Genomic DNA, 14,718 nt, shown 5'->3' with positions numbered 1-14,718 from the left:
GGAGTCTCAGCAGGGAATCAGATATATTCCGATCACGTCGCTGGTAGGCGATAGTACGAAACGCCGATACTCTCCGCTTTATACCGAGGCAATAGTGGAGGGGAGGAACTGCTATGCCCCTCCCCTCCGTGCTTACTACTGCTTAGCTTTTGCGCCAAGGACTAAGAGACCAGTTGTTCCTACTCCCTTAACGTTTTCCACTTTGTTGGGGTTGTATCCCGTGATGATTGTGCGATGGAAGAGTGGATAGATCGGGGCTTCCTGAGCGATGAGATCTTGGGCCTGACCCCATAACTGCTTCGCTTCCTCACCTTGAGCCTTAGAGGCTTGCGTCGATAGCTCGCGCAACTGGGCGAATGCCTCAGGAGCACTCTTCTGCCAGGAATCACGCTGCTTAGTCCACACATTATCGCCGTACCACCAGTCGATAATGATGCCCGGATCGTTACCAAAGACGGAGGGATCGCCTGGGGCGAGTGCCACATCATAGGTCGGGTTAGCAATATCAGCGAAGTTGGAGTACAGATCGCCGGAGGCCATGGACTGCACATTCACTTTCAAACCGGCAGCTTCGAGATCTTGACGGATCAGCGGAGCGAGGTTCGCAATCCAGGGGTGATCGGTAGTAATCAGGGTAACCTCTTTCAATCCTGCCTTGCTGAACGCTTGCTTTGCCAGATCGGTATTGAAATCGAACTGGGTGGCCGCTTTCTTATACATTGGGTTGGATTCTGGGAGGAATGAGGTGGCTACCTTTGCATCTCCTTCCATTGCCTGATCGACGAGCTTCTGCCGGTCAATGGCATGGTGGAATGCTTGGCGCACTGCCGGATCATTAAATGGCGCCTTGGAGGTGTTGAACATCAGGAAGGCGTTGTTGTAGCCGCCAACTTCATCGAGTTTCCAGCCGCCTGCTTCCAATTGTTTCTTCGTCGCTGACGGGACTGCTTCCATAACGTCAATCGTTCCGCCTAGAGCTGCCGATAGACGCGCTGAATCGTCTTTGAGGACGTCCCAGTGAATCTTTGAGACGGTTGCCGGTTTGGAACCGTTATAAAACTCGTTCGGGGACGCTTCAATTGCAGTGCTGGTGATGGTGTCAAACTTGTACGGGCCAGTTCCGATCGGCTTGGCTTTCATCTCGTCTTGAGATTTTGCTGCTGGGATGATTTTTACGTCAACCAGCCGAGCTGACAAGTTAGCAAACGGGTACTTCAGTTTGACCGTGACAGTCTTATCGTCTTTGGCAGCCACGGAATCAACGAAAGTGAAGAACTGCTTATAGATCGACGTATCTGCGGTGGTGCGCTTGTAGGACTCTGCTACATCCGCAGAGGTAACTGGCGTACCGTCAGAGAATTTCGCCCCTTCACGTAGCGTAATCTCATACTCCGTATCGGATATTTTCTTTGGCTCACCGGCTGCTAATGCCGGATACACCTCATAGTTGGACATGTCGAATTCGTACAAGCCCTCCATGACCTGCCAGTTAGCTCCGAGTGCCAGAGCTGAGGAGGTTGTTGATGGATCATAGTTGGTTGTCTCGTAGGCAACACCTAGGTTCAGCACTCCGCTGGGAGCACCATTGCCCGACGCCGATCCGCCCGATGATCCGTTAGGCTCAGAACCACCGCCTCCACAGGCGGCGAGAGCAAGCATTGCAGCCGTTGCAACGGCGCTCACTGTTGCCCAACGCTTTGACGAACGCATATATTATTTCCTCTCCTTTGAGTGAAGTATGATGCATTATTGCTTCATACTCGTTAGAATGAATCGTAAGATGTCAGACAACTTCGCGCAAGCGTTTTTGCGCAACCAAATCCCAACGACGGGAGCCCTCCCCAACGGCGGAGCTGAGGTCCCCGTCGAGCCGATCTCTGCCGTAAATCGCTCATCAGCCACAATGAATGCCATCAAGGCATATATCTTGAACCGTGGATTAAAACCCGGCGATCCCCTCCCAACCGAAGCACGGCTCTGCGACGATCTCGGCGTGTCACGATCATCCGTCCGGGAAGCTCTGCGCAAACTCGAAGCCCTCGATATTATTCGCGTCTACCAGGGGCGTGGGTCATTCGTCGGGGAAATGTCACTCGTTCCAATGGTTGAAACCCTGGTCTTGCGCTACGGGCTCACCAGTGCAACCGGCCGAGATTCCCTGCGTAACGTCGTATCCATGCGCAGATATATTGATCTCGGCGCTGCCGATTCTCTCGTCACTGCTATGGCCGGCACCAGCAATCCCCACCTCGACGAACTCGTCGCCACCATGATTGCCAAAGCCGAAGCTGGGCACACCTATCTCGACGAAGATATTGCTTTCCATAATGGGATGAATGCCTACGTCAACAACGAACTCCTCACCCAGCTCACCGGCGCAGTATGGCTCGTTCACCAGGCTTTCATTCCGGAACTCAACAGCCAGCAAAACTCTGACAGCCTCCTGGATACTGCTCGAGCCCACGGCAATATGTTGCGTGCCGCTGAAGCTGGCGATACTGACGGATACCGCCAAGCCATATACGATCATTACCAGCCGCTAGTTGATCTCCTCCAATTGGAGCACTGATCTTTTTCTACCACGAGGTGAAAAATGCCCCTTCATCTTCCGTTAGCAAGTATCCACTCTGGTCGGGGGCCACTGGTCATTGCCTGCCACGGCGTTACCGATACCGCAAGCGCGCTAGGCGACCTCATCTATCGCCTGCACGACCGCTATCACGTCGTTGCGCTCGACACCCTTGGCCACGGTTTATCACGGGAGGCAACGCCGGAGGAATGTCGCGAACCCCTACCGGCCGCGCTGCGCGCCTTAAGCGAATCAGTTGAACTTTTGGTCGCAGAATACGGACCAGCCGTAGGTATTGGCCACTCTATGGGTGGCGGGCTCATCACACGGCTCGCCGCCGATCACCCTCAATGGTTTGTCGGAGTCGTCGGCGAAGATCCGGCGTGGCTCAGCGCTGAACGCGCCCAGCAATATCAAGAGAATCTGCCGGACTCTGTGGCATACCATCAGCAAGTTCGACAAAATCCAGCGCAGACTCTCGCTACCAACTACCAGGAATTTCCCTCCTGGCCCCAACGCGATCGATGTGGCTGGCTAGATGGGAAACTCGCCGTTGATCTAACCTATCTCGCCGCAGGAAATGTTGGTTATCCTGATTGGCAACTCTGGGCCACTAACCTACGTATTCCCACTCTCATTATCACTGGTGACGCACCTGGGGTCGTCATCGGAAGAGCCGGAGTTGAGCAGATTCACGCGCTGAATAATCCGCAGATCGAAACGGTTGTGATTCCTGAAGCGCCACATTGCGTGCGGCGACATAACCCCGAAGAGTTCCATCGAATTCTTGACGAATTCCTGGCCCGCGTTCACCCATAGCGCGCAGGCCGAGATCCACTCCGCCGATAAGGCAAAGGTGGATTACAATGCATAAGCAACCAACGAACGGAGTTCTCATGTTTACTCGACTTGCTCGCCCCCTGCTCGCCGCGCCTTTCGTCGCTTCTGGTGTCGATGCTCTTATCCACCCTGCGCGCCATCGCGAAGCTGCTGAGCGGGGTTTCGAGATGCTGGAACGCTTTGGAGTGCCCGCCCCATCTGCCGGAACCTTGGATCTTGCCACCCGAGCATCTGGCGCGGTTTTCACGATTGCTGGTTTATCCCTCGCCCGCGGGCGCACACCACGCTCTGCCGCATTCCTTCTCGGTTCATTACAGCTTCCCATTGCAATAGCTCGCTATCCTTTCTGGTCCCAGCGAGGCACGCAACGTAGCGAATCCCTGACCGGATTGCTCAGCAGTCTGGGGCTCGTCGGCGGCGCATTAATCGCTGCGCAAGATCGGGGCGGTAAACCCTCTATGACGTATCGCGTCGGCAAATGGGCTGAAAATGCGCGGCAGACCGCACAAGATCGGCTACCTACCCGGTGATTGCAGATGGAATTGGCAGATGACGCTTCCACGATGAGCGCTAGTATTTCTAGCGCTTACGGGCTTGCGCCTGACTTTTCCGAAACCTGGCCTGCTCCGACGTCCGGGCCCGTTAACGCCGACTTTGACGTGCCGGCCTCAAAATCTTTAACAAACCGCTATCTCATTATGGCCGCATTAGGCTCTCGGATCGTCACAATCGCACACCCCCTCGTCGCGCGCGATACTGAACTGATGGCGCACGCCCTCGAAGAACTAGGGGTAGAGATTGAGCGGAGCGATGAGGCGTGGACGATCATCCCCGCTCCCCTGCACGGAGGCACAATTGATTGTGGATTAGCGGGGACGGTTATGCGTTTTATTGCGCCAGTAGCTGCTCTTGCCGCTGGCGCAGTCCAACTTGATGGCGATCCGGCCGCCCGCCGCCGCCCAATGGACGCTATCGTTCGCGCCTTAACTGATCTCGGAGTCCATATCGAAGCCAGCACAGATATCGCTGGTCAAGCCGTACTTCCGTTGACCATACACGGCAGCGGCTCTATTGCTGGCGGGTACGTTGAAATTGATGCGTCCTCCTCCTCGCAATTCATTTCCGCTCTACTGATGACCGGCGCCCTGATGGATAGCGGATTGGAGATCCGACATCGCGGCGCGCGCCTGCCCTCTCAACCGCATATTGCCATGACGATTGACGTCCTGCGACAAGCCGGTATTGAGGTGCAGGAATATGCCGACGAATCCGGGCGCGTGGAGCGCTGGGTGGTCAGCCCGAACGTTCCCGCCTTACCGGACGTCACTGTTGAGGCTGATACCACGAATGCTGGCCCTTTCCTTGCCGCAGCTATGGTTACTGGTGGAACGACGCGAATTCACCACTGGCCCGAACACACCAGGCAGCCCGGGGCAAAATTCATTGACCTCTTTGAACGTATGGGGGCACACACACAGATCCACAACGGGATTCTTGAGATACACGGTCCACAGCAACTTGCTCCCATTGATGTGGATATGAGCGACTTTGGCGAACTCGTCCCGACGCTTGCTGCCGTGGCAGCTTTTGCCGAGGGGACCTCCCGACTGCGCAATATCGGGCAACTGCGCGGTCATGAAACAAACCGTCTCGCCGCCCTCGTTACCGAGCTAGATAAAATCGGTATCAGCGCCACGGAATGTGGCAACGACCTCGTTATTCATGGCGGATACCCAAGCCGAGCAGCAATCTTCGATACCTATGACGATCACCGTATGGCAATGTTTGGCGCTATTTGCGCCCTGCGTTTGCCAGGTTCGCGCGTGCGCAATATCGAAACGACTGCAAAAACCTTCCCCACCTTCGCCCAGATGTGGCGTGAAGGGTTCGGAGTAGATCATGGGTAGACGCGATACCGGAACCGATGATCCTCGTGTTCGGGTTCGCCCTGGCAAAGGCTCGCGCCCACGCACAAAAATCCGCCCAGACTATTCCACTGCCCGTCGCGGGCAAGTGTATCGAGTGGACCGCGGGCGCTATCACATCATCATGAGCGATGACGGAACGCACGTCAGCGCAGTCAAAGCTAAAGAACTTCCGCGCGGCGCTATCGTCGTCGGTGATATCGTCGCCGTTGTTGGCGATCTATCTGGCAAAAAAGATACTCTGGCTCGCATAGTCGATATTGACGAGCGGCGCACTGCCCTGCGACGCACCGCCGAAGAAGGAGAAAGTGCCGGTTCGGAACGGGTTATCGTCGCAAACGCCGACCAGCTCATCATCGTCACAGCACTTGCCCGCCCGCAGCCACGCCCCGGGATGATCGACCGCTGCCTGGTCGCCGCCTACGACGCGCACATGCGCCCTATCCTCATTTTCACTAAGGCAGACTTAGCGGATGCCGATGAATTGATACAGATCTATCAGCCACTCGATATTGATATGTACGTCTCCCGACTTGACGAGACTCAGCCCGCCCATGCAGAATCTGCCGAATCCTCAAGCGCTGCGCTCGCTGATCTGCACGAGATCAAAGCGGCTCTTCGTGGGCATAGTTCTGTGCTAGTTGGCCATTCTGGTGTAGGGAAATCTACTCTCATTAATGCCCTTATTCCTCAAGCCGAGCGGACAACTGGCGAGGTAAATACTGTGACCGGCCGAGGGCGGCACACCTCTACATCGGTTGTGGCTTTCCCGTTTGGTGCTGACGGTCTGGTTATTGACACCCCGGGGGTACGCAGTTTTGGCTTAGCCCACGTCGAACCTCTGGATCTTTTGCGGGCGTTCGAGGATCTTCACGAGCTAGCGGTTCAATGCCCACGCGGCTGTTTACATGAGGATGGTAGCGTTGGCTGTGCGTTCGATACAGCAGCAGATGCTCGCACACGCGCTCGGGTGGCGTCATATCGCCGTCTTGTTGCCTCACGGATAAAGAACGATCCGTCCTGGATCTGGTAAAAGCTGAGCAGAAACGCGATATAGCATTTTCGTTTGCCGCTATAGGATAGGCGCTGTTGAATACTGTTTTCGGCAGATATATGTACGGCGGTAGGTCAGTGGATACCGAGCAGACCGTCACCAGCTCGCCACCCTCGTCTTTGCGTATTTTCGTTTTTCTTCACATATCCGCATATGCGCCGGAGTACCGGCATTTCATGGTTCTCACCTAACATAAACTTCCAAACTACGTTTCACGCCGTGTTTCCCTACCCGCACAACGAAAATACGGACTCAGAACGGCATATTCCGCCTGCCCGCAAAGCTACTCCACGCGCTCCTTTCCTCTTCTTTATCTCTCTTTCTTTATCTCTCTTTCTTTATCTCTCTTTCTTTTTCTCTCCCTCTCTCTTTTTCTCTTTCTTTTCTCCCCCCCCCGGCTTTCCCGCACCGATACAAGGAAAAACCGTGGCCAGAGCAACACATTCTGCCCCTATATCCCCAATCATCATGCGTATCCGTTCTGTATAGAACTGGCATATCTTTATCCACACGTCTATTCGTGCGCTTCTTCAGCTTCCCTCTGCGACTTAAGTACCCCACGTACTAGCCGGTAGCGTATGGTGGGTTCATGGAAGCTATCACTGCACACAGCGCATACTATGACGACCTTGTTTTGGCTTTACAGATTGCCGACGAGGTAGACGCTTTTACCATGCGCCGCTTTATGGCAAGTGATCTTCACGTCGAAACAAAACCGGATCTCAGCCCAGTGACCGACGCTGACCGAGAGGCAGAGAACATCGCCCGCCGCATACTACATCAAGAGCGACCATACGACGCCATTGTAGGCGAAGAGCACGGGCGCACTGGGCACCGCGCACGTACCTGGATTATTGATCCCATTGACGGGACGAAGAACTTCGTTCGCGGCGTGCCCGTGTGGGCGACCCTCATTGCACTATCGGAAAATGAACGAATCGTGCTCGGAGTTGTTTCCGCACCTGCCTTATCACGCCGCTGGTTTGCCGCGGAAAATATGGGCGCCTACTGCGGGGAACGTATCGGGCAAGCCCGTGCCATATCCGTTTCTGGCGTGCAACACATCGCTGATGCCTCCCTGTCATATTCATCTTTGGATGGCTGGGAACCTCGCAACCAGCTACCAGCTTTTATCGAGTTGTGCCGTCAGTGCTGGCGAACTCGCGGATTTGGCGATTTTTGGTCATATATGCTCGTGGCCGAAGGGGTATGCGATATTGCTACAGAGCCAAAGCTCGAACTCCACGACATGGCTGCCCTCGTTCCCATCGTCACAGAAGCGGGCGGGCGTTTCACCTCATTATCCGGTATTGACGGGGCCGGTGGGCCAGGAGCGCTTGCTACCAACGGGATACTCCATGAAGCTGCGCGCGCCATCCTCAATACGCCCACGCAGTCCCCCGAGTGAAAGGCAATCAGCCCAATACTGCCACAGGTACAGTTATATCCTTTGCCAGTTAAGCTCTGGCTCGTTGCGCGCTATACCCGCGTGTACTCCCTCTTTTTCTGCCGGTTTCACTAGCCTCCCCCGTTTCCCCTTCGCCCCGTTTCCTTCACCCCGTTCCGTTCCGTTTTCCGTTCCGTTTTCCGTTCCGCTTCCACCACTCCCGTCCACCCATTTCCGCCTACTTTCTGCCTAGTTTCTGCCGCTCCCAGTTTTCCGCTCGCTTCTCCTCTTCCCTCCCCCCCCCCACCGACTGTCCTCGATTGCCTTCCTCAGGCACCCGCATCCACCTAATATCCCTTCCCTGTTTCTTGATCTTCCGTATTCCACACACCTAGCCAATAGAGTTACCCACACTTATCCCATAGAATTCCACCGCGTTCCCCGCCCAGAGATCATTACACTAGAGATATGCGTTTTCTTCATACGGCCGATTGGCATTTAGGCCGCTGCCTCCATGGCGCCAGCCTCACACCTGCTTTCGAACAGTGGTGTCAACACGTCATTGACGTATCGGCAAGTGAAGATATCGATGCGCTCTTCATCAGTGGTGACGTCTTTGACCAAGGCGTCCCTCCCGTCGTCATGGTCGATCTGCTTGCCGAGACGCTTGAGCAAATTGCCGAACATACGCGGGTCATCATCACCTCCGGCAACCACGATTCCGCCAAACGCCTCGGATTCGGGGCCGGGCTCATGCGCGAAGGGATCTATATTCGCACTGATTCGCGCAACGCGCACATCCCCATCGTGATACCTGGACGGCACGACGAATACGCCCTGATCTACCCCATCCCGTATCTCAATCCAGATATAGAAAACGTCAAACTCGTCAGTACCGACGAAGATCGCCCACCCCTGGAACGCAGCCACACTGCCGTCCTCACTGAGGTATCACACCGTATCACCGCAGACCTGCACCATCGCCGCGCCGCCGACGCCGAAGCCCGTATCATTCTCGCTCATGCTTTTATCTCTGGCGCAGAGCCCAGCGAATCAGAGCGATCCATCAGTATCGGCGGCGCAGAAGCAGTGGCCGCATCCGTCTTTCACTGTGAGGGGCTTATCGACTACGTTGCATTAGGGCATCTACACCGCCCCCAACGCGTCGGCGATCCACAACATGGGCCGCTCATGCGCTATAGCGGATCGCCCATCGCCTTCTCTTTCTCAGAGGAACAGCAGCAAAAGACGTCCATTATTTATGACACTACTGCGGCCGATCCGATTGAATATATCCCGGCTCCGGTCTACCGCCCCTTAGCGACCTTAACCGGCACCCTCGACGAACTATTATCGCCACGTTACTGCGATTACCAGGATCATTTTCTCCGAATCTACATCACCGATCCAGAACGCCCACAACATCTACACGAAAAACTCCTTGCACGTTTTCCACAGCTGCTCACCTATCAGCACTTATGCGAGCGCAGCGAATTAGCGGTCGCCGAAATGACACAAATTCGTAGTGATCCGTTGACCGTCCTCACCCAATTCTTTACGTCAACTGGCGGGCGAGAACTAGATACGGCAGAACAGGAAATCATTGATCGCACCTGGCGCGAAGTCATCAAGGAGGAACAATGCGATTTCGTTCGCTGACGCTCAGTGCCATCGGGCCATTCCCTGGCACTCATACGATTGACTTCGACGTCCTAACCGCCTCGCGAATTTTCCTCTTCGACGGACCTACCGGATCAGGCAAATCCTCAATTATTGACGCGCTAGTCTTTGCCCTATACGGCACAGTAGCTGGCAATGAATCAGATCCCTCACGCATCCGATCAATCTACGCCGATCTAGGAACCGAATCGTATGTCGATCTCATCTTCACCATCGCTTCTGGAACCTATCGAGTGCGTCGCAGCCCCAAATGGATCGCACAAAAGAAACGCGGCGAAGGCACAATCCAACGCAATGAGAAAGCTACCCTATGGCGTCTTGGCAATGCCAATACCCCTGCAGAAAAATGGGACGCCGATAATCCCATTGCCACCAGCGTCAAGAGCGTCAATATCGCAATCAGCGAGGAAATCGGATTAAATCGCCATCAGTTCGTTCAAACCGTCATTCTCCCGCAAGGGCAATTCGCCGAATTTTTACGGCTATCATCAACGGACCGCTCCAAACTCTTGGAAACCCTCTTCGACACCTCGGCATATTCTGCTTTCACTAAACGTCTCGAAGAACAGTCAAAACACGCCCGAGGCGAGATTGAGCGCGCCGCTCACGCAGTGCATAGCGCTATCCATGCCTGGTGTGGAATTGACGGAATGAGCGAGGATTTTCCTGAGATCGCCAGCATCGAGCTCATTGATTCCCAGGACCACCGAGCGAGCGAGGCTATCGAGGAGGCTCATCGTCACATCCAAGAACGCGCGAGCACTGCTCGCCAGGAAGCAAACCGGCAGCGTGCACTGTTAACTGCCGCAACTACCCGCTACCAATCCGCAGTTGAACGCGATGCCGCACTACGCGAGCGAGAACAGTTGCAGGCATCCCACGCTAACTTAACCGCTCACAAGGATCAGATTGCAGAATATGAAACTGCGCTGTCACGCCACGAGCACGCCGCCCTCGCTGATGAACGGTTGCGCGTCTTTAATAGCGCCCATAGCAACCTCACCGCAACATTCGATCAATTTCATAGTGCCTACGACGATCTGCGCCATAGCGCCACAGTTCTCGCAGATCTGCCCCTGCCCTCAGCACTAACACAGCTGGCAAGTGAGATAGCTGGGCAAGATATGGCGGATATTACCGTTACTTCCGCCCCACCAAAGCCCCTTAGAACGCAAACCAAAGAGCTACACGACTTAACCGAGGAATATTCCCAGACGGTTAATGCCCGCCTGGCACAGGTGCAGGAACTATGCCATCGCGAATCAGAAATCGCCAAACTGCACACAGATGTTGCACAACTAAACGAGAAATTATCCGAGTGCCAAAAACAGATTGAGTACGAAGAAGAACGCCTCTCCCAACTGCCAACGAAAATAGCAGATGTACAGAACCGGCTCGACCACGCCCGAGCAACTGCCGCGCAGCTCGACCAGCTCCTCTTACAGGAGAAAGCCGGAAAGGAGCGGCTAGAACTTTTTACCCAATGCGAGAATGCGCAACAAACTACCGCTGAAATGCGCGACGCTCTCGCCGCAGCCTTGGAACAACACAATGAGTATCACGAGCAGGTCACAGAACTAACCCGTAACTGGACTCGCAGCATTGCCTGCGAATTGGCACTTGAGTTACATGAGGGATCGCCCTGCCCGGTTTGCGGTTCAACTGACCACCCTCAGCCAGCCACACCGACTGATCAGAGCGTCACACGCGAGGAAGTACGTCAGGCCCAAGAACGTCTCGAAAACTATCAGCAGGCAGTGACGACAGCGCAGCTACAACATCAAAACGCTCACACCCGCTGGGAAAGCCTAAAAGAACAGCTGGGAGAGGTCAATCAAGATGAACTTCGCTCCCAGCAACAAGCGATTGCCGAACAAATTACCAGTGCCCAACAGGCTAAATCAGAAATAACCGAGCTGAATACCCAGCTCACCGAATATACCGAAGCGCTGGATAAGGCTCGCGAACAGGCACACGCGGCCCGCGAAGAACGATCCACGTGGGAAGCCCGCATTGCCTCCTTACAAGAAGCCATCGCTTCTGGCCAACAACAGATTGACGCAGCTCTCGGCGCCGCTCAATCCCTGGAAGAATATGCCAATCACCTCCAGGCGCTAACCCACGACACCCGCGAGTTACTGCGCTGTGTTTCCGCACTCAGCACTGGCTGCAAGCAGCTCATACCGGCTCAAACTGATGCGCAAATGGCCCTCGCTGACGCAGAGATCACGGTTGAGCAGGTGCGGCGCGCACGGCTCGCTTCAGAAACCGCTCGCGAGTACCAAAATGCCATCCGTCGCCATTATGAAGAACTTGCCGCCGTCACCGCACAACTCACTAGCGAAAGATTGCGCAACCTTGATGACGGCGAAGATCTCGATCTGGAACAGTGCGCCAAAGAGCGCGATACCGCTCAACAGCATGATGAATCTGCCCAGCGTAACGCCGTGCGTTACGAGCAACGCGCCGCGGATTCCCAACGACTCGCCCAAGACGTCACCAACGCAATAGCTCACTGGCAGCAGGCAGAACGCGATGCCGGCCCAATCGTCCGGCTTGCCTCCTTAGCCGCCGCCGAATTGCAAACAGGTAATCGAGTACGACTCAACGTATGGGTACTACTGCGCCGCTTCGAGCAAATCGTCGAACGAGCCAATGAGCACCTTTTGGCTTTCTCCTACGGAAAATACGAACTGCGCCGCAGCGATGAGGTCAGTGGGGAACGCAAGAGCGGTTTAGGGCTGACGATTATCCAACATAACAACAACGGTGAAGAGAGCTACGAACGTCCGGCCCGCTCACTGTCGGGTGGCGAGACGTTCTACACCTCACTCGCATTAGCGCTGGCACTTTCAGAGGTTGTCCAGGCGGAAAACGGCGGGATCCGCATTGAAACTTTACTCATCGACGAGGGATTTGGCACGTTGTCCGACGCATACCTCTCGGCTGTTATGGATACCTTAAGCACCCTGCGCGCGCATGGGCGCACCGTCGGGATCATCTCACACGTTGACGAGTTAAAACAGGCAATTATGGATCGAGTGAGCGTCGAGCCCTTGGCAAGCGGCGGCTCTACCCTGCGCGTCCCCCATATACCGAGCAGCTAACCGCGCACTACTCACGCTACTACCTGGTTTACTCGCGTTACTCAGTTCTCCAATTCTCCAGATACTCCGAGTTCGCGCATCAGGTCCGCACGTTCGCATACGTCATACCACAGTAATTCAATATCTCCACAGGCAAGGAATGCCGCTTCATCGCCGGCAATTGCCTGAGAAATCAGCGCGTGTTGCCCTGGCTCATCTACCAAAATTGACACGACCTGATCCCAGCTCACCGAGGCTGACATTTGAAGCGCCGTCGGCAATTGGGGATCATCACTACAGGGCACATCCGTTTCTGCGATAGCTACCAGCCGACGTCGGCACTGCTCGCGCGGGGCATTGCTCATGAGCCGAAGTGAATCGTCGGCAGCCGCCAACGTCGCAATCATTTCCCAGCCCTCGTCATCTTCATTCGGGATCGCCTGACGCAGCCTCGCAGTCACTCCATGAGCGATACGAGCACTCACGGGGGCAGCTAATTCACTGGCAATAAGCGGGATATATAAACGCATATTTGTAGTTTACTGCCTGAATGACATCACACGAATAATGCGGGGTATTCCCCCTCGCGCCACTTTATCTCATGCCGCATAATACTCTTACATCTGATATTCAGAGTTCATAGCTTTTAGCTTAAATATCTATATTAGATGCGCATGTTTCTTCGCTGAGAATCCTGGTTGCCATGGCGTGCAACCACTCCTCGTCAGCCACCACGCTTCGCCGCCAACAGGCATACCTGCCTTAGGTATCTGTTGGCAACACCGTTCCCGCCGTGACTGCCAGCTTTCTCGGCATATATGGCCATCCACAGATGCCTCACCGCTGTGTTTCAGGTGCCGCAACGCACGTTCATTCTTATTAATCTATTCAAGGAAATATCATGATTGTTCCTCCGTCTCTCGCGCCGAAACAATCCACAGCCGTTGAGCCCAACCCAGCTCTAGAATCACTCGAAGCTGGATCAACTGATGAACTCTCAGGCGATACCTCGTACCAGGCGCCGCGTTACACCGCAAACGATCCGTCGCAAAGCACGCAATCCCCTCCGCCATCTCCTGCCAGTTCCAGCGCGCCGCGTATCCTGCCCAAACGCAGAATTATGCCGCCATTGGAGTCGCTCCCCTATACCCCACGGATACCACCGACTCAGCTTGTGGCCCGACGGTATCCGCCCGATTCTGGCACACTGCGAAAACCAACCCTGCCACCATCCCATAGCCTAGTGACGGATCAAGCACCCTCCGTATCCCACGATGTGCCATCGGGGCGAGGCGCGATACCAACTCAGAAATCGCTGGCTGCCTACACCTTGGCTGCCCACGATTCACTAGCTATTCGCGATTCTCCGGTTACTCGTGATTCATCGGCTAGCAGCGATTCACCGGCTCCCCAAAAATCAACGGATCCCCAGAAATCAGCGGGCAGTAACGATTCGCTGGTCGCCACAAAATCCCTACCTAACCGGAGATCCCTACCTAACCGGAGATTAACAGCCGAGCGGAGATCGACACCCAGGCAGGAATTAGTAGCCAGCCAGGTAGCAGCAGACCAGAGATCGCTAGCCAGCCAAAGATTAATCGCTAAGCAACAATCACTCACGAGTGAGAACTCAGCAGCTAACCAGAGCTCCGCGCAAAACCAGCACAGCTTCGATCGAACGTCTTTCCATTCTCCACCACTAAACAGCCCGATATACGCACCAGATGACGCTGACGGAATCCACTTGCGAACCCGCTCCGCCCGTTATGCGGGCACTAAGCTCACCTCGCCAGCTCATTTCGCCGCGGCTCTCGTCACTCAGGCGATCGAAGTACTTCTTGGGCATCGGCCACCACGTCACCTGCAATCCTGGCTTCATCCAGAGGTCTATGACGCACTCGTGCGACGCGCTGGCCTCGCATTACGCATTGCTGGTCGAGCTGCCCCACGGCAATCACCGCGTATCCGGCGCATCGTCGTATGTGAGCCGCGCCCACGAGTAGCAGAAGTATCACTTGTCGTCTTTGACGGCCTGCGCATACGTGCTGCCGCCGTCCGGCTAGAAATCCGACGTGAACGCTGGCACGTCACCGCGTTGGAGATTATTTAATAATCTGCCGATATGTATCGGTGGGGAGCGCCAGGCATAATACCCGGTGCTCCCCACCGCTATGCGT

The 14,718-nt window shown here is 55.2% G+C and carries 13 protein-coding genes; 9 read left to right on the top strand and 4 right to left on the bottom strand.

Annotated elements, in window-relative coordinates; genetic code table 11:
• Positions 1-135: 135 nt before the first annotated feature.
• A complete protein-coding gene (locus ACLHIJ_RS05850) occupies positions 136-1,710 on the bottom strand; it encodes an ABC transporter substrate-binding protein (protein ID WP_411298659.1) in 1,575 nt (524 codons plus the stop codon).
• Between the two features lie 58 nt (positions 1,711-1,768).
• On the opposite strand from ACLHIJ_RS05850, the gene ACLHIJ_RS05845 reads away from it, so the two are divergent.
• From ACLHIJ_RS05845 to ACLHIJ_RS05810, 8 genes are all read left to right on the top strand, one after another.
• A complete protein-coding gene (locus ACLHIJ_RS05845) occupies positions 1,769-2,569 on the top strand; it encodes a FadR/GntR family transcriptional regulator (protein ID WP_411298657.1) in 801 nt (266 codons plus the stop codon).
• Positions 2,570-2,593: 24 nt separating this feature from the next.
• Positions 2,594-3,388, top strand: coding sequence for an alpha/beta fold hydrolase (locus ACLHIJ_RS05840; RefSeq protein WP_411298656.1), 795 nt, complete (start codon positions 2,594-2,596; stop codon positions 3,386-3,388).
• A gap of 47 nt (positions 3,389-3,435) precedes the next feature.
• Positions 3,436-3,939, top strand: a complete 504-nt coding sequence (locus ACLHIJ_RS05835; RefSeq protein WP_411296445.1) for a DoxX family protein — start codon at positions 3,436-3,438, stop codon at positions 3,937-3,939.
• A 33-nt stretch (positions 3,940-3,972) separates the two neighbouring features.
• On the top strand, positions 3,973-5,316 hold the full coding sequence (aroA, locus tag ACLHIJ_RS05830; protein WP_411296446.1) for a 3-phosphoshikimate 1-carboxyvinyltransferase: 1,344 nt from the start codon (positions 3,973-3,975) through the stop codon (positions 5,314-5,316).
• Complete coding sequence (rsgA, locus tag ACLHIJ_RS05825) at positions 5,309-6,367, top strand: ribosome small subunit-dependent GTPase A (protein ID WP_411298655.1); 1,059 nt, start codon at positions 5,309-5,311, stop codon at positions 6,365-6,367. The genes aroA and rsgA overlap by 8 nt, the downstream gene beginning before the upstream one ends.
• A gap of 610 nt (positions 6,368-6,977) precedes the next feature.
• Complete coding sequence (locus ACLHIJ_RS05820; RefSeq protein ID WP_411298654.1) at positions 6,978-7,796, top strand: inositol monophosphatase family protein; 819 nt, start codon at positions 6,978-6,980, stop codon at positions 7,794-7,796.
• Positions 7,797-8,243: 447 nt separating this feature from the next.
• Entirely contained in the window at positions 8,244-9,434 is a 1,191-nt protein-coding gene (locus ACLHIJ_RS05815; protein WP_411298653.1) for an exonuclease SbcCD subunit D, read from the top strand.
• The gene (locus tag ACLHIJ_RS05810; protein WP_411298652.1) at positions 9,416-12,562 is read left to right on the top strand and encodes an AAA family ATPase; all 3,147 of its coding nucleotides are present in this window, start codon (positions 9,416-9,418) and stop codon (positions 12,560-12,562) included. The genes ACLHIJ_RS05815 and ACLHIJ_RS05810 overlap by 19 nt, the downstream gene beginning before the upstream one ends.
• A 41-nt stretch (positions 12,563-12,603) precedes the next feature.
• Here ACLHIJ_RS05810 and ACLHIJ_RS05805 read toward each other — a convergent pair whose 3' ends face one another.
• The 3 genes from ACLHIJ_RS05805 to ACLHIJ_RS05795 all read right to left on the bottom strand — a co-directional run bounded on the left by ACLHIJ_RS05805 (position 12,604) and on the right by ACLHIJ_RS05795 (position 14,008).
• On the bottom strand, positions 12,604-13,071 hold the full coding sequence (locus ACLHIJ_RS05805) for a DUF6912 family protein (RefSeq protein ID WP_411298651.1): 468 nt from the start codon (positions 13,069-13,071) through the stop codon (positions 12,604-12,606).
• A gap of 588 nt (positions 13,072-13,659) precedes the next feature.
• Positions 13,660-13,800, bottom strand: coding sequence for a hypothetical protein (locus ACLHIJ_RS05800; protein WP_411298650.1), 141 nt, complete (start codon positions 13,798-13,800; stop codon positions 13,660-13,662).
• A 64-nt stretch (positions 13,801-13,864) separates the two neighbouring features.
• Entirely contained in the window at positions 13,865-14,008 is a 144-nt protein-coding gene (locus ACLHIJ_RS05795) for a hypothetical protein (protein ID WP_411298649.1), read from the bottom strand.
• Positions 14,009-14,285: 277 nt separating this feature from the next.
• Here ACLHIJ_RS05795 and ACLHIJ_RS05790 point away from each other — a divergent pair, with 277 nt between their 5' ends.
• Entirely contained in the window at positions 14,286-14,651 is a 366-nt protein-coding gene (locus ACLHIJ_RS05790) for an Rv3235 family protein (RefSeq protein WP_411298648.1), read from the top strand.
• Positions 14,652-14,718 lie beyond the last annotated feature (67 nt).

It is taken from the genome of Trueperella sp. LYQ141, assembly GCF_046599555.1.
Lineage (GTDB): Bacteria > Actinomycetota > Actinomycetes > Actinomycetales > Actinomycetaceae > Trueperella.
This window is presented reverse-complemented; position numbering and strand designations above follow the sequence as displayed.